Below are 20,085 nucleotides of genomic sequence, written 5' to 3'. Positions count from 1 at the left end.
ACATTTCTAGGAGCTTGCCGATGAATCTTTTATTGATTATGGCGGATGAGCATAGACGGGATGCGATGGGCTGCGCCGGCCACCCCGTCGTACGGACTCCGCATTTGGATGCGCTGGCGGCGGGGGGCGTTCGTTATACGTCCGCTTATTGCACGAGCCCGCTTTGTGTGCCGAGCCGGGCGAGCTTCGCATCCGGACGTTATGTGCACGAAACCGGGTGCTGGGACAATGCGGCACCCTACAAGGGGCAGCCGGTCTCCTGGGGCCGGCTCCTGAAGGAAAACGGGGTAGACGTGACGACAATCGGCAAGCTCGATTTTGACGGAACCCACGATCACGGTTTTGATGATGCGCGATTTCCCGCTTATCGGAAAGAGCATTCCGGCGGGGGGGCCTTCGATCGCCATCCGCCTAAGCCGGCGGCAAGGGGCAAGGAGAGGCTTGCCGACTCCGGCACCGGCTCCTTCTGGACGGAACGGGTGGAAAGAGAAACATCCGAGGCCATTTATTTCCTGATGAATGAAGTGCCGCACAAGAGCAGGCCATGGGTGCTGTGGCTCAATTATTTGCCGCCGCATTTTCCGCTCATTGCTCCGGAGCCCTATTCTCGCTTATATCCCGAGGAAAAGGTGGATATGCCATTCGATTTGCCCGCGGCCGATAGGCATCCTGTTGTCCAACAGATGAGGGAGTACTACAACATGACCGATCTGGACGAGTCGACGGTACGGCGGGCAAGAAGCGCTTACTATGGATTGTGCACCTTGATCGACGACCAGGTGGGCCGGGTGATGGCCGCTTTGGAAGCTTCCGGCCAGGCGGACAACACGCTGATCGTTTATACGAGTGATCATGGCGATCAATTGGGAGATCACGAGCTTTGGTGGAAAGGCTCCATGTACGAGACAAGCGTCGGGGTACCGCTTTTGGTATCCGGGCCGGCAATTGAACCGGGGATTGTGGACGACACGCCCGTTTCGCTTGTCGATCTGAGTGCGACCATTCTGGATATGTTCGGTATCGAGGCACCGTCCGGGTGGCGGGGAACCTCGCTTCTCAAGCTGATGGAGCAGCCGGATCCGGAGCGTGCGGTCTTCAGCGAATATCATGCTCACGGCGCGTCGACGGGTTTGTTTATGATCAGGCGCGGACCGCTAAAGCTTGTGCATTACGAGGGCTTTGAACCGGAGCTTTTCCATCTGGAGGAGGATCCGCAGGAGTTGCGCAGCCTCTCCCGTGAGCCCGAATGGCAGACGGCAAGGACGGAGCTCGAGCATGCCTTGGCCGCAATCGCCGACACAGCTGCGGTCGATCTGGCGGCAAGAAGCGACCAGTCTTTGCGGCGGGAGCAGCGGGAAGAAAGGAAGCGGCAATGAACCATAGGGAACGACCCCATATTCTCGTTTTTATGACGGATCAGCAGCACGCGGATACGATTGGACCAGCAGGGGTTTGCCGGACTCCGCATCTGGATGCTCTAATGGAGGAAGGGGTTACGTTTAGCCGGGCCTTCACCGCCTGCCCGATGTGCACCCCATCCAGAGCAACCGTCATGACCGGCTTATACCCGCATGAGCATCGGCTTGTGATGAACGCACATTCGGCGCTTACCCTGCAGGAGCGTTTGTCCGAGGGAACGCGAACGATCGGCACCACTCTGCGGGAGAGGGGGTACCGCACCGTATATGCCGGCAAGTGGCATGTGGGGAGCTCGCTGCCCACCGAACACGGCTTTGACGAAGAGTTGAAAAAGCGGGCTGCTCACGATCATCCGGAATGCGGCCGGGTCCGCGACAAGGTCGTCCTGAAAGACCGGACCGGAGAAAAGGTGCTGGCGGGCGGCAGCGATGCTCTCCCCAGCGAAACCGATGAATTCCGGCTGGCCGAAGCCGTGAATGGATGGCTGGAGGCTCACCAGGAGGACGAGGAGCCGTTCTTCCTCTTCGCCTCATGCGGGAAACCTCACGTTCCTTGGATCGTTCCGGAGCCATACGCGTCCCTATACGATCCTCAGCAGATCCTGGAATGGCCCAGCTACCGCGATGATTGGAGAGGCAGACCGGAGACGTATCGGAAAAATTACCTCAATATCAATTTTTGCCGTCTGCCGAACCAGTGGCCGGTCATGGCGAAAGCACTGGCCAAGTATTTCGGTTTGGTGACCATGGTTGACGACGCGTTCGGCTCCATAGTAAAAAAGCTGGAGGAGACCGGTTTAATAGACCATACCATGATCATTTTTACTTCCGATCACGGCGAGATGATGGGACGTCATGGTCTAGTAGGTAAGACGGCCATCATGCTGGACGATCTCATCCGGGTCCCGCTGGTTGTTTATTGGAAGGGAAGGCTGATTCCGGGAATGCGTGACGAGCTGGTCAGTTTGCAGGACTTGTTCCATACCCTTATGGAGGTGGCGGGAGGGCAGGCGGACGGGAAGCTTGACAGCGTTTCCTTTCTTCCCAGTCTTTACGGAAAAGACGGAACGGGACGTGACGCCGTGTACGTGGAGCACCATGGCACCACGGCCATGCAGTGCGTACGCGCCGTCAGAACGGCCCGCTACAAATACGTCTTCCGGGCCCATGAGACGGATGAACTGTACGATCTGGAGCAAGACCCCGATGAAATGGTGAACCGAATCCACGATCCCGGATATGCCGAACCGAAGGAGAGACTCCGCGAAATGCTGCTTCAATGGTCGGAAGCCAGCGGCGATTTTGCCAGACAGGCGATCGTAAGCTGCTTTGCGAATGAGGAAGGCGTCGTTTTCGAATCGGAAGTCATGGAAGAACAGACACCATAAATTTTCATGCCTCTGGCATAAAAGCCCGGAGGCTTTTTATTTGCCCTGTCGTCCGCTAACTGGATTTAAGAAGTATAATGGTCTTAGCAGCTTAAAATCTTATACAGGGGAATCGGGATGAGCTGGCTAAGATCACCCAGGCCGCTTATGATCGTTTGAAGTAAGAAGGGGGATAAGAGCATGAAAGAGGCCCGCCTGACCCATGATTTAGCTGGAGAAAGCTTCCCTGCTTTAACGGAGGACGGAGCTTGGTGTTTTTTTGCGGACCCTCGAGCCGTTTATTGGGAAGGGGAGTATCAAAAAACTTACATCGGATGGTTGACCCGGGAAGGACACGTGATGGCCGGAAGCTATGATCACCAAACGGGGCAAATCGCGTCGGTGATGCTAAAGCATGGCTTACAGAAGGACGATCACGCGAATCCTGCCATCCATATAGACGCAGAGGGGTTTGTGACCGTTTATTATTCGGCGCATAACGGGGACCACATGTATTACCGGAAGTCGTTATCCCCGGAAGATATCTCGGGATGGGGGCCGGAACGGAAGCTTGTCGTGAACACCGAAGGCCGTTTCGGTTTTACCTATCCCAATCCGGTTTACCTGCTATCCGAAGCAAAGCAGTTCCTGTTTTGGAGGGGCGGTGACTTTAAGCCGAATTATTCCCAGTGCAGCCATGAGGGAGAGTGGGAGCCGGCCCGGACCCTTATCCAGGGAAGCGGGGCAAGACCCTATATTAAATATGCGACAGACTCTAACGAGAAAATCTACTTTGCCTTTACCGACGGCCATCCGAACGTAGAACCAGCCAACAGCATTTACTGTGCGTATTACAGCCAAGGGCTCTATTTATCAAGTGGACGGAACCCCCATAAAGGATATCTCGCACCTGCCTTTGAACCCTGCCGAGGTGCACGCCGTTTATGACGCCAAACAGCTAGGACGGAAAACGTGGATATGGGATATAGCGTTAGACAGCCACAACCAGCCTGTCGTCGTGTACGTTGTCTTTAATAAGGAGGAGGACCATCGGTACTGGTACTCCCGGTGGGACGGGGCGGAATGGAGGCACGTAGAAATCTGTGAGGCCGGCCCTTGGTTTCCCGAGACGCCTCCGGGAGCGATTGAGACGGAGCCTTACTACTCAGGAGGCCTTATCCTTGATCATCATGATCCCTCCCATGTGTATCTATCCCGATGCGTCGAGGGGGTCTTCGAGATTGAACACTGGTACACGCCGGATCACGGGGAAACCTGGGCGAAGGAAGCTGTCACGGAGAAATCGGCGAGGCATAATGTAAGGCCCTTCGTGTCCAGGGGGCATTCCGGCCGAAACGGCTTGTTGTTCTGGATGCACGGCAGCTATACCCATTGGACCGATTACGATACGCAGATTAAAATGGTTCCTTTGCAGCATGATAGGAGTTAACTAAGACCTTGAGGGATTTATCCTTCAAGGTTTTTCCTTTTCCCCTCTAGGACCCACCCCGACAGCGCTTACACAAAATATCACAACATTTCGCAAAAAAAACCATGTCTCCTTCCGCCCCTTCCCCTTATAGTAAAGACTACATTACTTAACCGAGGAGGGGAGCGGCCGCCATGTTGGAACAACCGCTAAGTGCCGATGCTGTCCACCCGGTGCACCGGCGTAGAAAGAAGAATTACTTCCTCAAGCATTGGGCCATTTATTCCATGATCCTGCCGGGACTCGCTTACTTCGTTCTGTTTCGGTATATCCCGATAGGCGGAAGCATCATCGCCTTTCAGGATTACAACATCTTCAACGGGGTGCTGCACAGCCGATACGTCGGCCTGAAGCATTTTGAGAATTTGTTCGCTTACCCGGATCTAATGCGGATAATCAAGAACACCTTGCTCTTGAGCTTGTACCAGCTCGTTTTCGGCTTCCCGGCACCGATTATTCTCGCTCTGCTGCTGAATGAAATGCGCAAGCTCGTGTTCAAGAGATTGCTGCAGACGGTGCTCTACCTGCCGCACTTTCTTTCCTGGGTTATCGTCGGCGGGTTGTTCATCAGCTTCCTTTCGCCTTCCACGGGACTGCTGAACGAGGTGGTAAAAGCTTTCGGGGGGACGCCGGTGTTCTTCATGCAGGAACCCGCTTATATCCGAAGCATCATTGTCGTCTCGGGCATATGGAAAGAAGTAGGCTGGGGAACCATTCTCTACTTGGCCGCTCTGGCGGGAATAAATCCCGAGCTGTATGAAGCGGCGGAGGTGGATGGGGCCGGGCGCCTCCGGCAAACGTGGAGCATTACCCTGCCGAGCCTGCTGCCGACGATTGTCGTCCTTCTGCTGCTAAGAATAGGAAGCATTCTCGATACGGGCTTCGAGCAGGTGTACATGTTCATGAACCCGCTGAACACCGTAAACTCGGAGGTTTTCGACACCTATATCTACCGAGTCGGTCTTCTCGGGGCCCAATACAGCTACACGACGGCCATCGGAATCTTTAAATCCGTTGTCGGGTTCATCCTGCTTATGGGAGCTAACCAGCTCAGCAGGCGGGCGACCGGCGAATCGATCTATTAGGAGGGGGACGGATGAATGCCCTATTTTCCCGCCAAGCCTTCAGCGTGCTGAACTATCTCGTCATGACGCTTTGCGGTATCGTTATGCTGCTGCCCTTTCTGCATATCGTGGCCGGCTCGTTCAGCAGCGGACATGCCCTGATTACGGGGCAGGTGACCGTACTGCCGGTGGAGTTTAACCTGGAGAACTACAAAGCGGTGCTGAACAACCGCCCGATCTGGAACGCTTTTGGGGTAACGGCTGTCGTGACGGTGCTGGGAACCCTGTTGAACCTGGTGTTTACTCTGTTGATGGCCTATGGCTTATCCAAGCCGGATCTTCGAGGCCGCAAGGCGATCATGCTGCTCATCCTCTTCACGATGATTTTCCAGGCGCCGCTTATTCCTTCGTACTTGCTTGTTAAATATTTGGGGATGCTCAACACCATTTGGGCCCTCATGATTCCGGGCTTGATCAGTGCCTTCAACCTTATCATCATGATTTCCTTCTTCCGTTCTTTCCCCGAGGGACTGGTCGAATCCGCCAAAATGGACGGCTGCGGGGAATACCGCACGCTATGGAGAATCGTTCTCCCGCTATCCCTGCCGTCTCTTACGACCATCGGATTGTTTTACGCCGTCAGCCACTGGAATTCGTATACGGCGGCGCTCATATACGTCCGCAATCCGAAGCTTCAGCCCCTGCAGATCGTTCTGAGACGGCTCATCGTCGAAAGCGATGCGGAGCAGATGATGCGAAGCGCCGTCGTGACGATTCAATCGTTAGAGGGGATCAAGGCTGCCTCCATTATTGTGGCGACCGTACCGATCTTGGTTATCTACCCGTTGATCCAGAAGCATTTCGTTAAAGGCGCGATGCTCGGGTCCGTGAAAGGATAAAGATTTCCAGCAATCCATAAAGGAGAGGGTTCGAGTGTCAAACAAAAAGATTATGCTTGCCCTGATGACAGGCGTTCTGGGGACATCCCTTGCCGGCTGCGGAGGAGCGAATGACCAGGCGAAAGCCGGGAACGGGGGAGGCGATTCCAGCCAGGCAGGTCCGGCCAAGATCAAGGTCGCGCTTGAAACCGGAGGGCTTTCCTATGTAGAGGGTTCACCGGACCTTAACAACGATCCGTATGTAAAAGCGGTAGAGAAAATGGCCAATGTGGATATGGATCTCCAGCTTATTCAACACCAGAACTACAGCCAGAATATGCAGCTGCTTTTTGCCGGGGGAGAGCTTCCTGATCTGCTTCAAACCCAAGGGATCAACAAGCCGGAGGTGGCGCCTGCCATCGATGCCGGCGTGCTGCTTCCTCTTGACGAACTGATCGACAAGTATGGTCCTAACCTGAAGAAGCACATTCCGAAAGAATCCTGGGCCAATGCCGCCGTCAGCAAGGACGGGAAAATCTACGGAATTCCGCAGGAGAATCCGATCCGCAACAGTGCAGTAACCTACATGCGCAAGGATTGGCTGGACAAGCTCGGTCTTCAGCCTCCCAAAACCGTTGACGAATACATCAAGGTGCTGACGTCCTTCCGGGACAACGACCCGAACGGCAACGGCAAGAAGGATGAAATTCCGTTCTCGGCACGGGCCAAGTTCTCTTTCGGCTTCCAGTTCTTCTCGGCTTACGACGTCCATCCACAAACGTGGACATTTGAGAACAACCAGCTCGTACCGAATTTTATCCGTCCGGGTATGGTAGAAGCGCTTAAAGTTTACAAAACATTATACGATCAGAAGCTGATCGACAATGAATTTCTCGTAAACCAGGGCAAAGATTGGGATGCCAAAATCAAGGGTGCGGGAACCGTAGGCATGTGGGCAACGACCTCCGCCGCACCGGACGGAGTTCTGGCCGCCATTAAAGCGAACGTGCCTACAGCCGAGATTGCCCTCATTCCTTCTCCGGTAGGACCGAGCGGCAAGCCGGGCGGGGTCTATCCGCTTGGGTCGACCGTCTCCGATTTTGTGTGGACGATTCCTAAGAACGCCAAGAACCCGGAAGCCATTATCAAGTTTCTGGACTGGTTCTACGCGGAAGGAGACAAGGAAAAGGACAATTTCTTCATGTATGGCCTGAAGGATGTCAATTACACGGAGCAGAACGGGCAAATTCAGTATAAATACCCTACCACCAACGAAGCCATCGGCCAGCAGGTCATGTTCCAGGAGTGGATTCACTTCACCGGTCCGAAGCGCCATTTAACCGATGAAGCGTTCCTGAAAGGCAAGCCGAACGGAGATCTGATTGTAAAATCCCTTCAGGTGGCCAAGGCCGAAGGCTTTGAGGATGCCGGAGTGGGAATGCCTTCGCTGCCGACCATGCAGGCCAGACCTGAGCTGAAGTATGACGGGCTGTGGCTGGAGTTTGCGGCCAAAGTAGTAACCGGCAAGGAATCGGTAGACAAGTTCAATGATTTCGTGGCGGACTGGAAGAAGCGCGGCGGCGACCAGGTCATCAAGGAAGCGACGGACTGGTACAACCAAACGCATAAAAAGTAAACGACGCGTGCAGCCGGCCCCCGAATCTTTTCGGGGGTTTTGCTTACCGCGAAGAGGAGTCGATGCCCCTATGAGAAACGTACACCTGATCTGCAATGCCCACCTGGACCCCGCCTGGCTGTGGCAAATCGAAGAGGGGGCGGGAGAGGCTCTTTCCACCTTCCGCATCGCGGCCGATTTTTGCGAAGCTTACGACGGGTTCGTCTTTAACCATAATGAAGTGATTCTCTATCAATGGATCGAGGAATACGATCCGGCTTTGTTCCAAAGAATCCGGAAGCTCGTGGCCGAAGGCAAATGGCACATTATGGGCGGGTGGTACCTGCAGCCCGACTGTAACATGCCGAGCGGCGAATCGTTCGTCCGGCAAATTTTGACGGGGCGGCGCTATTTCCAAGAGAAGTTCGGGGCCCGCCCGACCACGGCGATCAATTTCGATCCGTTCGGCCATACGCGGGGGCTCGTTCAAATCATGAGCAAGGCGGGCTACGATTCGTATATCGTCTGCCGGCCGGGGGACAACGATTGCCCGCTGCCGGGTGACGAGTTCGTCTGGGTCGGCTACGACGGCTCGGAGGTGATCGGGCACCGAGCCTATAAGGCGTACCTGTCCGGTCGCGGGAAAGCCCACCTGAAGGTAGAGGGCTTTCTCGCCGATCATCCGGAGAAGGAGACCGGAATGGTGCTGTGGGGGATCGGCAACCACGGGGGTGGCCCTTCCAAGCTCGATCTCGATAATTTGCAGGAGCTGAAAGCCCGCACCAAGGACCGGACCCTTCTTCATTCCACTCCGGAAAACTATTTTGCGGAGCTGAAGCAGACCGGTGTGGAGCTTCCCCGTCATGAGAAAGATCTGAATCCGTGGGCGGTCGGCTGCTACACCTCGCAGATCCGCATCAAGCAGAAGCACCGCAAGCTGGAGAACGAGCTGTACTTTGTGGAGAAGATGGTTTCCCACGCGGCCCTGCAGGGGCTCCTTCCTTACCCCGGCCGGGAGCTCAAGGACGCGCAGCAGGATCTGCTCACCGCGGAATTCCACGACATTCTGCCGGGAACGTCCATCCGTCCGGTTGAGGAGGACTCCCTCCGGTTAATGGACCATGGCCTGGAAATTCTCTCGCGCCTGAAGGCCAAAGCTTTTTTTGCCCTGACCCAGGGGCAGGAGAAGGCGGAGGAGGGAACGGTCCCGCTGTTTCTGTACAATCCCCACCCTTATAAGGTTAAGGGAATGTTCGAATGCGAATTCCAGCTCCCGAAATCCTCCAAAGGGGAGTTTGCCTACCCGGTGGTGCTGCGCAGCGGCGTGAAGCTCCCCAGCCAGGTGGAGAAAGAGCTGAGCAGCCTCTATATCGATTGGCGCAAAAGGGTCGTCTTCTACGCGGAGCTCGAAGCGTCCTCGATGAACCGGTTTGACTGTACCGTGGAGTTCATGCCGGAGAAGCCGAAGCCTGCCCTTCAGGAGAGCGGCGGACGGATCCGGTTCGAAACCCCGGAGCTTCTGGTGGTGATCAGCACGGAAACGGGATTGGTGGAGGAATATAGAGTTGAGGGAGTTTCGGTTCTGAAAAGCGGAGCGTTTTGTCCGCTTGTCCTGGAAGACGCGGATGATTCCTGGGGACAAGTCCATAGCTTCCGCAAGCTGAAAGGACGCTTCAAGCGGATGTCCAAAGCCAAAGCGGCCCGGTATTCCGGTCTTAGAGGCAAGCCGATCGAAGCGGTTCGCGTCATCGAGGATGGGGCGGCCCGAACGGTGGTGGAGGCGTTGTTCGAATATGGGGATTCCATGCTCTGCCTGCGGTACGGCCTTCCCAAGAGAGGGACAGAGGTCCGGGTGGATCTGACCGTTCATTGGAACGAGAAAAGGAGCCTGCTTAAGCTGTCGGTTCCCACCGCCTTGTCCGCGCCCGAATATTGGGGGCAGGTCGCTTATGGAGCGGACCGACTTCCATCTGAAGGGAAGGAAGCCGTTGCCCAGAAATGGACGGCCGCCGTATCGAAGGAGGATGGAGTGGCCTTCACCTGCATCAATGACGGAATCTATGGCTCCGACATGGCGGACGGGGAAATTCGGCTGACCCTTCTCCGGTCTCCCGGGTATTCGGTTCTCCCCGGAGGAAAGTTGCCATTTCCCATGCCGCGTGACCGGTTCTCCGACCGGATGGACCAAGGAGAGCGGACCTATTCGTTCTGGCTGAATGCCGGCCCTCTCGAGGAGAGAATGAACTCCGTGGACCGGGAAGCCTTGTCTCATAACGAGAAGCCCTATGCTCTTACGTATTTTCCGCCGGGAGCAGGAGACAAGCCGGAACCCCTCGTTAGGCTGGGTGACGAAACGGTGCTCATGACGGCTTTTAAACAGGCGGAGGATGAGGAAAAGCATTACATTCTGCGTCTGTTCGAACCAACCGGAACCGCAAGATCCACGAGCGTGGAGCTGCCTTCTCTCGGGATCGGGCAGACGGTAAGCCTGAAGCCTTTTGAAATCAAAACTTACCGGATTCGAACCTTGGAACGGACCATGGAAGAAGTATCGCTGATCGAAGAACCGATGGAAAGGTAAAGGAGAGATCGAGAATGGAACGTTTGGCTGCAGATGGCGGGAAACCGGTCCGTACGGAAGCTTTTCCCGTATGGCCGGTAACCGGGGAAGAGGAAGAACGCCTGGTGCTGGAAGTGGTCCGCTCCGGCAAATGGGGCGGCTCGGGCACGCGGATCAAGCTGCCGGAACTGGAGGAGAAGTTTGCCGCCATGCACGGGGCGAAGCATGCGGTAACTCTCGTTAACGGAACGCTTGGCTTGACCGTAGCGCTGCAGGCGGCAGGAGTAGGACCCGGAGATGAGGTGATCATGCCTCCTTATACCTTCATCGCCACGGCTTCCTCCGCGCTTCTGTTCGGTGCCGTGCCGGTGTTTGCCGATGTGGAACCGGATTCGATGAATCTGGATGCGGACCGGCTGGAGGAGGTCATCACCCCGCGCACCAAAGCGGTCGTGGCGGTGCATCTCGCCGGGGCACCGGCCAACATGGACAAGATCACCGCGATAGCCCGCAAGCACGGGCTAGCCGTGATCGAGGATGCCGCTCAGGCGGTCGGGGCTTCCTGGGACGGGCGGCCGGCCGGCTCCTTGGGTGACTTGGCCTCCTTCAGCTTTCAGCTGGGCAAGAACGTCACCTCCGGGGAGGGAGGGATTATCCTTGGCAGCGACGATAAGCGGATGGATGCGGTCTGGTCGCTGGTGAATGTGGGCCGGATCAAACAGGGAGGCTGGTACCAGCACGAGAGGATCGGATGGAATTTGCGCATGACGGAATTCCAGGCGGCGGTTCTTCTTGGCCAGCTGTCCCGCTTTGAGGAGCAGTTCCAGAAGAGGGAACGCAATGCCCGCCGGCTGACGGAACTTCTGAACGGAATCGAAGGCATCCGCGTGCTGCCAAGGGATCCCCGGGTGACCCGACATGCTTACCATCTCTTCTTGTTCGGGCTGCAGCCGGAGCTGGAAGAGAGAATCGGCAAGGCGGACTTTATCGCCAAAGTTCAGGCGGAGGGCATCCCGGTGCATCCCGGCTATGTATCGCTTAACCGGAATAAGGCCGTCCGGGCCGCGGTAACCAGGCTGACGGGACAGGAAAGGGAGGTGACCTGCCCGGTCAGCGAGAGGTTCAGCGACCGGTTGGGCATGTGGCTTCACCAGAATGTCCTGCTGGCCGGGGACTCGGACATGCAGGACATCGCGGAGGCCGTGCGCAAAGTGGCCGAATGGGCAAGAGCTCGATGAAAGGAGTCGGTGAAACGATGAAACTAGCCCGAATTGGAATTTTGCTTGACCGGCAAGCCGCCTCCCGGCTGCATGGGCTTGGACAAAATGTTTTTCAGGCTTATCTCGGTGAAATTCTGGCACACGCGGGAATCGGGTTCCGTTGGCTGGATTCGGCCGATGAGCTGAACAGGGACAGCTTCGACCTCGTTCTGGTCGCCCTGGCCGGGGAGGACAAGGCAACGGCCGAAGCCCTTCTCCGCTTTGCGGAACAAGGAGGAGGCATCCTGTCCTACGGAGGGCTGAACGGACGCCTGGCTTCCCGTCTCGGGTTTTGCCGGGGACAGGAATGTGGACCGGGCTATCTCATCCAGTATTCGGGGGAAGGGACGGGACAGACCCTCCGCTTCCTGACAGCTGTCCCTTGGCGTGCTTCGGGGGGAGCCCCCGCTTATCCCATGAGGGAGCGGGGAATCCTCATCCCGGGAGCACCGGAGGACCATACGGCCGGAGCGGCGTTCCAGCAGTTTACGATCGGCACCGGCTTTATCGACCGCTGGGCGGTGGATATTCCCTCCACCGTCGTTCAGCTTCAGCAGGGAGCCGGGCCGGTGACGGAGGATGGGGCACCGGCTCCGGACGGAACCGCCGAACTCAATGACGGCTTTCTGAAGGCCGATGATGTGTTCGAGCTGGATTGGGAGTGGGATCGGAAGAAGACCGAAACGGGACAGCCGTATTTCAGCACGGCCTACGCCGACTTGTGGCGGGAGGAGCTGATCGGTCACCTGCTGCAGCGTGCGCTCGGGATGGAGCTTACGGTTCCCTTCGTCGACTACTGGCCGGAGGGAGTCTCCTATACGGCGGTTCTTTCCCATGACAGCGACGGAAATCTGGAGGAGGAAGCGCAGGCCGCGCTGGAGCTTCTCGAGGAATGCGGGATTCAGTCAACCTGGTGCATGCTCGAGCCTGGCTACAGCGCCGAGATCTATAGCCGGATCCGCGAGGCGGGGCACGAGTTGGCGTTTCACTACAATGCCGTGGAACCGGATGAGGGCTTTTGGGACGAGTCGGAATTCCGGCGGCAGCTGGAGTGGCTGAGGAAGGCGATCGGAGAAGAGGGACCGCTGACTAACAAGAACCACCTGACCCGAACCGAGGGATGGGGAGAATTTTTCCGGTGGTGCGAAGGGGCCGGCATTACTTGCGACCAGTCCAGGGGACCCAGCAAGAAAGGAAACAGCGGGTTTCTGTACGGGACCTGTCATCCGTATTTCCCTATCTCCTGGTCGGATGAAAGCAACCGGCTCTACAATGTGCTTCAAATCGGCTTCCTTACCCAGGACCTGGACCATGGGAAATGGGCGGACAGCAGCGTTATCGTCCCTTATTTGGAGGAAGTGAGGAAGGTTCGGGGGGCGGCGCATTTTGTCGTTCACCAGTATCACATTTACCGGCGGGAAGAGGTTCGGGACTCGATGAGACGGATCGTGGCCGAAGCGAGGAAACGGGGCTTTGCCTTCTGGACGATCCGGGAGATCGAAGAATGGGAACGCTGGCGCCGTGAGCTTACGATCAAGGCAACACCAGAGGACGGACGGTTCTCCGTTATGGATTCGAAAGGAAATTCCCATTGGCAGGGCAAGAAGCCAGTCGTGTGGATTCCCGTATCGGCGGAAGAGCAGTCAGCCGGAGAGGCTGAGGGACTTACCCAACGATTTGGGGTCTGGTGCCGTCAGGCGGCCCCGGCCATAGAAGAAGCGTAGAAAGGCGGTATGCGGATATCAGACGATAAGAGAAGGGAAAATCGTTTGCGCTCGATCCGCCTTACCAGAATTTATTTCAAAGAAAAGGGATGGTATCCATGGAGTTTACACCGGTCACCGAAGTGCTGCCGGTTCCTCCCGTCCGATGGGAGAATGCCGGGGATAACGAGCTGGCTTCGCGGATTTACCGGATTCTGCTGCGCTGGCTTCCTTTCGCCAACGAACAGTTCGGAGAATGGGACGGCCGTCCGGAATGCGGGCATTTTTTCGGGGGGCACTTCTGGTACTGCTCGGATACGACTTCCGTCTCGCTCGTCTATGCCATTATGGCCAAGCTGGGGAATTATGACGAAGGCGTAACGGGGATCCCCCGGGAAGAAATCCAGGCCAGGGCGATCCGGGGAATCCGTTACGCTGGCTTCACCCATGATACGGGGCCGGAGGATTGTGTCCGGGTCGAAGGGGTTCTCTCTTACACAAGCGGCAAGAAATGGGGGGGCCGCGGGGATAACTTCTTCATGGCGAGCCAGAACGGCCGCTCGGTGGCTTCGCTTTGCCATGCCGCATGGCTGCTCTGGGAGGAGCTGGATGACGAGACCAGGCTGATCGTGCAGAATGTCGCCGTCAGCTATGCCGACCGGTGGAGCGGGGAGGAGCCGAGGAATGGGGCGTACTACGATACGCAGTGTGAGGAGAATGCCTGGACCTCCATGGGGATTGCGGCGGCTGTGGCGCTTCTCCCCGGTCACCCGCACCATGCGGAATGGGTCAAAGGGTTTATGCAGTGGTCCATCAGCTCGGTAACGACCTTCCGCGACCGGCTGGCCGATCCTTCGGGGCTCATTGATACCCCTCTTGCCAACCGGGTCAAAACGGTAACCTTTCATCCGGACATGACGACCGAAAACCATGCCTTTGTTCATCCGAGCTATCTATGCGCGGGAACCAACCTTCGTGCGCTTCATGCCACGTTCTCGCTGCTTGGCGGACAGCCCATTATCGAAACGGCGCTCCATAACAACGTGGAGCTTTATGAACGGACCGTTCGGGTCTGGTCCCAGTTCGACGGGTTGGCGGTGCCGGTGCAGGGACAGGATTGGTGGTACAACCGGCAGCATGAACGACAGCTGACCCATACGGTGCTGAATGTCCTTCATGGGCACCGTGACGCGGCTCTCTTGGAGAGGGCGGCCCTCGGGTCCATTGAGAGGATCCAGGCGAGCAACCCTCGTGGTTGTCTGCTGGAGGAGAATGGAGAAACCTGCGTCATCAATGCCGCCCACGCCCAATACGCCAAAGACCTGGAGCCGGGCTCGGCCTTGGACCTGGCGACCTCCTTTCTGCTTCATACCTTTGGCGGCCTTGGGGCTGAGCCGTCCGGACGTCAGGAGTTCGCCTGGCGAATGTCGGGGGTCCATCATTATCCGTACGGTTGCACAACGGTCTACCGGACTCCGGAAGCCTTCACCAGCTTCAGCTGGCGGAATAACGTAATGGCCCTGACCCTTCCGCGAAAAGGGCTTTGGACGGTCACCCCCTTGTATGCAAGCTACACCGGCACTGTGGAGTTTGAAGTAAGCAGGGGAGTGCAGGGACTATCGAACGAGCACATTATCCGCGATGTGGACCGCAGCCGGATTTCCCTGCTTAACGACGGGTTCGGAGCGGCCGTCTCCATCTCCCGGGGGGACCGCGAGCTTCTTCAGCATGCGGCTTTCGTAGCGCTTCCGGACGGTTCGAGCGTGTACTTCGAGAATTGGGAAGTTCTGCGCAGCTGCCGGGTAAAGGAAATCAGCACGGGGCTGATAGGCGTACGAAACGATTCGTATTCCGCTATGCCCGAGCTTGCCCCGGGAACCCGAACCGTTTACCTTCCGGAAGGGGAGGCTGTTTTCCAAGGGTTCTATGGAAAGGAGCCCAACCGCATAGTTTCTTTCGGCTCCATCCCGTATTTGAATGTGGATAACGAAATCGGCTATCTGCTCTACGGTTCCCAAGAGGTCCGTTACCTTAACAAGCATGAATATCCCAAGTGGAAAGGCGTAGAGGATATTCTGACGCTCAATTATCGGGAGCCCTTGGAGCTATCGGAATCGGGACCGGGTGCCCTGGAGCCATTCGTCGCCGTCTCGCTTCCCAACCGCACCAGAGAACAAACGGCGGAGGCATACCGCCAATCCGCCCTGTTATCATCCGGTGAAGAGGCAGGCCCCGCTCTGCTGGAAACAGGCGGTTATCTGGTTTATGCCTATCATGGAAGCATTCCGGTAGAAGCGAGAGCACAGAAGCAAGCCCAAGGCCGCTGCGTGTTGTCCGTTTATGAAGGGAACGGCAGGCTGGCATCCGGTAAGTGGAATTGGAGGAATAAAGTGGAGCCCTTAACGGCGGGCTATTATAAAGCCCGGTACCGAATGGAGCTGGAGGCCGGCCCGCAAACGGACCTGGAATGGAGCTTGCACGGGAACCGGCTGCTTCTGCTCAATCACGGATCGCAAATGGTGAAGCTCCGGTTGCAGCCCGCAGGAGGCGAGAGGGAAGAGGGCGGAAGCTGGGAAGAGCGGGAGCTCGCGCCCGGAGGATATCTTGTTTATGAAAGGGAGGGATAGGCAATGGAGTACCGGTATGCGATCATCGGCTGCCAGCACGGTCACATAGCCTTGTTTCTGGAGGAAATGCAGGCACTCGGGCATGAATGTGTCGGAATCTACGATTCGGAGCCGGACTACCTTGCCCGAACGTTAGCCGCCCGGTTTCAGGTTCCCTTGTCCGCCGATCCCGTCCCTCTGCTGGAGCGGGCGGATGTGATCGGCTGTGCCGCCGTGAACCGGGAGAAAATCGATATCGTGGAGCTGTGCGAGAAGTATGGCAAGCCTGTCATGCTGGACAAGCCGGCTGTCATTTCCCGTGAGGGGCTGAATAGGTTGGAAGGGGTCTTGAACCGGGGCAGGATCCAGGTGGGCATGCTTCTGACGGAGAGATTCCGGCCGTCTCTCGTCACCTTGAAGCATCTGATCGAGGAAGGGCAGCTTGGCGAGCTCGTGCATATTGGCATGCGCAAGCCCCACCGGCTCTCACCTGCCAGTCGGCCTGCCTGGTTCTATGAGAAGGAGCGGAACGGCGGGCTGGTTGTTGACCTGCTTATTCATGACTTTGACCTGCTCCGGTGGCTGACAGGGGCCGAATGTGTCAGCTTCCAAGGCTACAAAGGCAAGAAAAGCCACCCCGACAAGCCCTCCTTCTACGACTGGGCTTCTCTTGAAGTGCAGCTCAGCAGCCGGATGTCGGCCAGCCTGTACACCGATTGGCATACTCCGGAGGCGAGCTGGACCTGGGGGGACGGCCGCTTGTTCGTAACCGGAACGGAAGGAACGGCCGAGCTCCGGCTGGAGGGAGATCCGCTTCAATCCGCCCCCGAGCTGCTCCTGCTTGTCACCAATCGGAATAAGCTTCGAACCGTTCCCTTACGGGAGCCCGCAGGAACGGTAACGGCCGATTTCCTCGTCCGAATCGAAGGGAAAGGCTCCCTCCTCACCCATGGGGATCTGTTGACCGCTTCCCGGGCTTCTCTGGAAGCGGACGAAGCCGTCCGTGTCCTAGTCTGACGAAGGCGCGTCCAATCCCATGGCTTTGCGGTAGTAGCTGGGGCTCACCCCGTACAGCTTTTTGAACACCTTGGCAAAATGGGGGTAGTCCTGGTAGCCGACGGCATAAGCGATTTCATACGTTTTGGCTAAAGGATCGCGAAGAAGCTCGCAAGCCCGTTCCATCCGCAGCCGGGTCAGATAATGAATAAAGCTGATGCCAAACTCCTCTTTGAACATCCGGCTGAAATAAGAGGGAGAGATTCCCGCATAATCGGCGGCATCCTGAAGGGAAAGCTTCTCATTCGAATAATTCTCCTTGAGGAAATCCGCCGTCCGTTTCATGTTATGATGGCTCTGCCAGTTACGGCTCTGGCGGATTTCGTCCGCCTTCCGGGTAAATAAGCTTTCGATTTCCCCGCGAAGGGCGTCAGGGTCCTCCGAAAGGTCGGCTCCCTTATCCCCGAAGAGTAGGATCGTGCCGCTGCTCTTCTCCTCCAAGGCTCCGTTAACGAAGGAAAGCAGGTCAAGCCAGAATCCTTTGGCCCGCCCCTCTAGACCGGGAGTGGAAGAGGAGAATTCCCGGTGAAGGTCATCCAGCAGGCCGGATAAAGATTCCCCATTCAGCAGCCAAAGAGCTTCGGCGAGAACCTCCGCCCGGCTTTTGATGAACCAAAGCCTATCCCGGCGTTCCAGCTCGGAACGGTTAATCTGATCAAGGCTGGCCTCCACCTTATCCAGAACCTCTCTCAGCTGGTCCGGTTTAATCGGCTTGAGCAGGTAATCCGCCACTCCGAAGCGCAGGGCCTGCTGGGCATAAGAGAAGTCGTCGTGTCCGGAGATGATGACGAATATCGTTTCGGGAGCCCTGGACCGGGCCTCACTGATCAATTCAAGTCCATCCAGAACCGGCATGCGAATATCGGTAATGACCAGCTCCGGCCGGTGAACGCTTATCCACTCCAGCGCCTCTCCGCCGTCTTCGGCTTCCCCAATCACGGTGAACGGGCTGTTCTCGTACTCGATCAATTTCTTAAGGGTGCGCTTGATCAGCATTTCGTCGTCTGCCACCACTACTCTGTACATAGGTTTCACCTCCAGCTATTCCCCCTAATCCGTCTTGTCGTAAGGAAGCCTGATCTCGATAAGGGTACCGGGTCCTTCTGTCCGAAGGATATGCAGGCCGTACGGCTCGCCGAAGGTCAGGCGAAGGCGCTCATGCACATTCATCAATCCGATCCTTTTGCGAGAAGATGCCGGTTCATCCGGCTCTTCTTTTGCATTTTCCAGGAACAGGCGGTTGTATCTTTCGATGAGCTCCGGTTCCATCCCGCCCCCTTTGTCCGAGATCTGCACCAGATATCCGTCGGCAAGAGGGATTCCCTTTATTCCGATATAGTCCGGCCTCTGTTTATGTTTCTCATAAGCATGGATAAAAGCATTCTCCACCAGGGGCTGAAGCATAAGCCGGACCCCCAGCACCCTTGCGGCCGTCTCCGGGTCGACGTCCAAATCAATGGCCAGGTGCCGGAAGCGTTCGGACTGGATGGAGAAATAGGTGGTGATATGATGCATCTCTTCCGCCAGGGTCACCACCTGTCTCGCATCGCCCACGCTGTACCGGAAGATGTCGGCAAGCGAGGAAGCCATCCGGGAAATCGGCGTAACTCCCTCAAGAATCGCATAGGAATTGATGACCTCGAGCGTATTGTATAGGAAGTGGGGGTTAATCTGCGACTGCATGGCTTGAAGGGAGGATTCCCTTTGCCGTATCTGCATCTCCTTCTCCCTGAGCTCGGAGGTATGAACGAACTCAATGAGCCGGCGGAGCTCCGCCACCATCTTGTTGAAGCTGCGGTTCAACATTCCGATTTCATCCAGCCGTCTCTCCGGAGCATGTACCGTAAGGTCCCCGTTCTCGGCTTTCTTCATAAGACGCTGAAGGTTCGATAGTGACAAGGTCAGGTTGAAGGAGAACGCACTGATGACGAGAAGCACGAACAGAACCAAGCCGGATCCTATCCAGATGGTGGTATTGCGCAGCCGGTTCAAGCGGCCGTTCAGCTCGTTCAAAGGGACCTCCGAAATCATCGTCCATCCGGTACGCTCCGATTTCTGCATATAGATCAGCTTGTTGACCCCGTCCACTTTGCGGTAGACCGCTTGACGGTCAGCCGTTTGAAGATAAAAGGCAGGGGCAGGCCGGCCGAGCGTGGACCAGTCGGGATCATAAACAATGCGCCCTTCCGCATCCATCAGCCATACCTTACCGGTTTCCCCGAGCTTAATACGGGACAGCATGGAGGAAATTTTGTTGAGCTTAAGGTCGACGGCTAGAAGGCCCATCGTCTGGTAAGTCTGGGCATCGCGGAAATAGCGGAGCACGGTAATCGCATTATTGCCCGAAAGCTTGTTGATTCCAGCGACCTTAAAGGTTTCCGTTCCGGTGGCGTTCATCAAATACCCCACGTTACGCTCCCGTGCCCCGTAGTTCCCATAGCTTGTGACGGCTCCGTTCTTGGTGATGATGGAGAAGCCGTATAGATCGGGCCGGCTGTTAACCATGTTGGGCAGCAGCTCTTTTTCTATTTTACCGGAGATCTCGAACATCCCGTATTGATCGGAAGGATCCGTTTTCATAAATTGAATAATCAGGGGATGGGTAACGAGAGGGAACGTCACATTCTCCACATCGCTGAAATAGGAATCGAGCTGGCTGCTGAGCCGTTCCACCAGCTGGATATTGGCCTGCTCGGCATTGTCGCGGATCGTCTTGGTGGCCTGCTCGTACCAAAGGATGCCAAGCACTAGAAAGGGGGCGCACAGAAGGCAGAGAACCAGCACGATCAATTTGGTTTTGATGGATAACGTCTGCAGCCTGACAGGCTTCATGGTGGCCGTTCCTCCGGACATAACGGAATTCTCCATTCCATTCTCTTTTGTGCGATTATATCATGATTGGCTGTTCGAATGGTCACTTATTTGCAGAAGAAGGTAATATTTTCCTGGACCGTTTTGTTAGAAACAAACATTTTGATATAAATGGATTCCGAAGCGGAGGGGAAGGCCGGGCAGACTCGCGAGAAAAAAATAGATTCCGTCCCCGTTTCCCGTTATGATATAGAGACCG

The 20,085-nt window shown here is 56.5% G+C and carries 14 protein-coding genes; 12 read left to right on the top strand and 2 right to left on the bottom strand.

Going from position 1 to position 20,085, the window contains the following annotated elements:
* Nucleotides 1-20: 20 nt before the first annotated feature.
* From MJA45_RS18240 to MJA45_RS18185, 12 genes are all read left to right on the top strand, one after another.
* Nucleotides 21-1,376, top strand: a complete 1,356-nt coding sequence (locus MJA45_RS18240; RefSeq protein WP_315603336.1) for a sulfatase family protein — start codon at nucleotides 21-23, stop codon at nucleotides 1,374-1,376.
* Nucleotides 1,373-2,806, top strand: coding sequence for a sulfatase-like hydrolase/transferase (locus MJA45_RS18235; protein WP_407083056.1), 1,434 nt, complete (start codon nucleotides 1,373-1,375; stop codon nucleotides 2,804-2,806). The genes MJA45_RS18240 and MJA45_RS18235 overlap by 4 nt, the downstream gene beginning before the upstream one ends.
* Before the next feature lie 180 nt (nucleotides 2,807-2,986).
* Nucleotides 2,987-3,733: a BNR-4 repeat-containing protein gene (locus MJA45_RS18230; protein WP_315603334.1), complete on the top strand. Its 747-nt coding sequence runs from the start codon at nucleotides 2,987-2,989 to the stop codon at nucleotides 3,731-3,733.
* Complete coding sequence (locus MJA45_RS18225) at nucleotides 3,702-4,235, top strand: hypothetical protein (RefSeq protein ID WP_315603333.1); 534 nt, start codon at nucleotides 3,702-3,704, stop codon at nucleotides 4,233-4,235. The genes MJA45_RS18230 and MJA45_RS18225 overlap by 32 nt, the downstream gene beginning before the upstream one ends.
* 173 nt (nucleotides 4,236-4,408) lie before the next feature.
* Nucleotides 4,409-5,359, top strand: a complete 951-nt coding sequence (locus MJA45_RS18220; RefSeq protein WP_315603332.1) for an ABC transporter permease — start codon at nucleotides 4,409-4,411, stop codon at nucleotides 5,357-5,359.
* Nucleotides 5,360-5,370: 11 nt separating this feature from the next.
* A complete protein-coding gene (locus MJA45_RS18215) occupies nucleotides 5,371-6,237 on the top strand; it encodes a carbohydrate ABC transporter permease (protein WP_315603331.1) in 867 nt (288 codons plus the stop codon).
* A gap of 34 nt (nucleotides 6,238-6,271) precedes the next feature.
* Entirely contained in the window at nucleotides 6,272-7,852 is a 1,581-nt protein-coding gene (locus MJA45_RS18210) for an extracellular solute-binding protein (RefSeq protein ID WP_315603330.1), read from the top strand.
* Between the two features lie 70 nt (nucleotides 7,853-7,922).
* Nucleotides 7,923-10,412 (top strand): glycoside hydrolase family 38 N-terminal domain-containing protein, encoded by a 2,490-nt coding sequence (locus MJA45_RS18205; protein ID WP_315603329.1) that lies wholly within the window; start codon nucleotides 7,923-7,925, stop codon nucleotides 10,410-10,412.
* Between the two features lie 14 nt (nucleotides 10,413-10,426).
* Nucleotides 10,427-11,629 (top strand): DegT/DnrJ/EryC1/StrS family aminotransferase, encoded by a 1,203-nt coding sequence (locus MJA45_RS18200; RefSeq protein WP_315603328.1) that lies wholly within the window; start codon nucleotides 10,427-10,429, stop codon nucleotides 11,627-11,629.
* Between the two features lie 17 nt (nucleotides 11,630-11,646).
* On the top strand, nucleotides 11,647-13,374 hold the full coding sequence (locus MJA45_RS18195) for a polysaccharide deacetylase family protein (protein ID WP_315603327.1): 1,728 nt from the start codon (nucleotides 11,647-11,649) through the stop codon (nucleotides 13,372-13,374).
* A gap of 98 nt (nucleotides 13,375-13,472) precedes the next feature.
* The gene (locus MJA45_RS18190) at nucleotides 13,473-15,980 is read left to right on the top strand and encodes a hypothetical protein (protein WP_315603326.1); all 2,508 of its coding nucleotides are present in this window, start codon (nucleotides 13,473-13,475) and stop codon (nucleotides 15,978-15,980) included.
* A 3-nt stretch (nucleotides 15,981-15,983) separates the two neighbouring features.
* On the top strand, nucleotides 15,984-16,976 hold the full coding sequence (locus MJA45_RS18185) for a Gfo/Idh/MocA family protein (RefSeq protein ID WP_315603325.1): 993 nt from the start codon (nucleotides 15,984-15,986) through the stop codon (nucleotides 16,974-16,976).
* Here the strand turns inward: MJA45_RS18185 and MJA45_RS18180 are convergent.
* Both MJA45_RS18180 and MJA45_RS18175 read right to left on the bottom strand, forming a co-directional pair.
* Nucleotides 16,968-18,041, bottom strand: coding sequence for a response regulator transcription factor (locus MJA45_RS18180; protein ID WP_315603324.1), 1,074 nt, complete (start codon nucleotides 18,039-18,041; stop codon nucleotides 16,968-16,970). The genes MJA45_RS18185 and MJA45_RS18180 overlap by 9 nt on opposite strands.
* Before the next feature lie 24 nt (nucleotides 18,042-18,065).
* The gene (locus tag MJA45_RS18175) at nucleotides 18,066-19,868 is read right to left on the bottom strand and encodes a cache domain-containing sensor histidine kinase (protein ID WP_315603323.1); all 1,803 of its coding nucleotides are present in this window, start codon (nucleotides 19,866-19,868) and stop codon (nucleotides 18,066-18,068) included.
* Nucleotides 19,869-20,085 lie beyond the last annotated feature (217 nt).

Origin of the sequence: Paenibacillus aurantius, from assembly GCF_032268605.1 — a bacterium.
GTDB classification, from domain to species: Bacteria; Bacillota; Bacilli; order Paenibacillales; family NBRC-103111; genus Paenibacillus_AO; species Paenibacillus_AO aurantius.
Note: the sequence above shows the minus strand (reverse complement) of the source record. Positions and strands in the feature narration are given on the sequence as shown.

What these genes read in the sequence shown, in the direction of transcription:
- MJA45_RS18240 (WP_315603336.1), top strand. Translation starts at nt 21, where the DNA reads ATGAATCTTTTATTGATTATGGCGGATGAGCATAGACGGGATGCGATG.
- MJA45_RS18235 (WP_407083056.1), top strand. Translation starts at nt 1,373, where the DNA reads ATGAACCATAGGGAACGACCCCATATTCTCGTTTTTATGACGGATCAG.
- MJA45_RS18230 (WP_315603334.1), top strand. Translation starts at nt 2,987, where the DNA reads ATGAAAGAGGCCCGCCTGACCCATGATTTAGCTGGAGAAAGCTTCCCT.
- MJA45_RS18220 (WP_315603332.1), top strand. Translation starts at nt 4,409, where the DNA reads ATGTTGGAACAACCGCTAAGTGCCGATGCTGTCCACCCGGTGCACCGG.
- MJA45_RS18215 (WP_315603331.1), top strand. Translation starts at nt 5,371, where the DNA reads ATGAATGCCCTATTTTCCCGCCAAGCCTTCAGCGTGCTGAACTATCTC.
- MJA45_RS18205 (WP_315603329.1), top strand. Translation starts at nt 7,923, where the DNA reads ATGAGAAACGTACACCTGATCTGCAATGCCCACCTGGACCCCGCCTGG.
- MJA45_RS18200 (WP_315603328.1), top strand. Translation starts at nt 10,427, where the DNA reads ATGGAACGTTTGGCTGCAGATGGCGGGAAACCGGTCCGTACGGAAGCT.
- MJA45_RS18195 (WP_315603327.1), top strand. Translation starts at nt 11,647, where the DNA reads ATGAAACTAGCCCGAATTGGAATTTTGCTTGACCGGCAAGCCGCCTCC.
- MJA45_RS18190 (WP_315603326.1), top strand. Translation starts at nt 13,473, where the DNA reads ATGGAGTTTACACCGGTCACCGAAGTGCTGCCGGTTCCTCCCGTCCGA.
- MJA45_RS18185 (WP_315603325.1), top strand. Translation starts at nt 15,984, where the DNA reads ATGGAGTACCGGTATGCGATCATCGGCTGCCAGCACGGTCACATAGCC.
- MJA45_RS18180 (WP_315603324.1), bottom strand. Translation starts at nt 18,041, where the DNA reads ATGTACAGAGTAGTGGTGGCAGACGACGAAATGCTGATCAAGCGCACC.
- MJA45_RS18175 (WP_315603323.1), bottom strand. Translation starts at nt 19,868, where the DNA reads ATGTCCGGAGGAACGGCCACCATGAAGCCTGTCAGGCTGCAGACGTTA.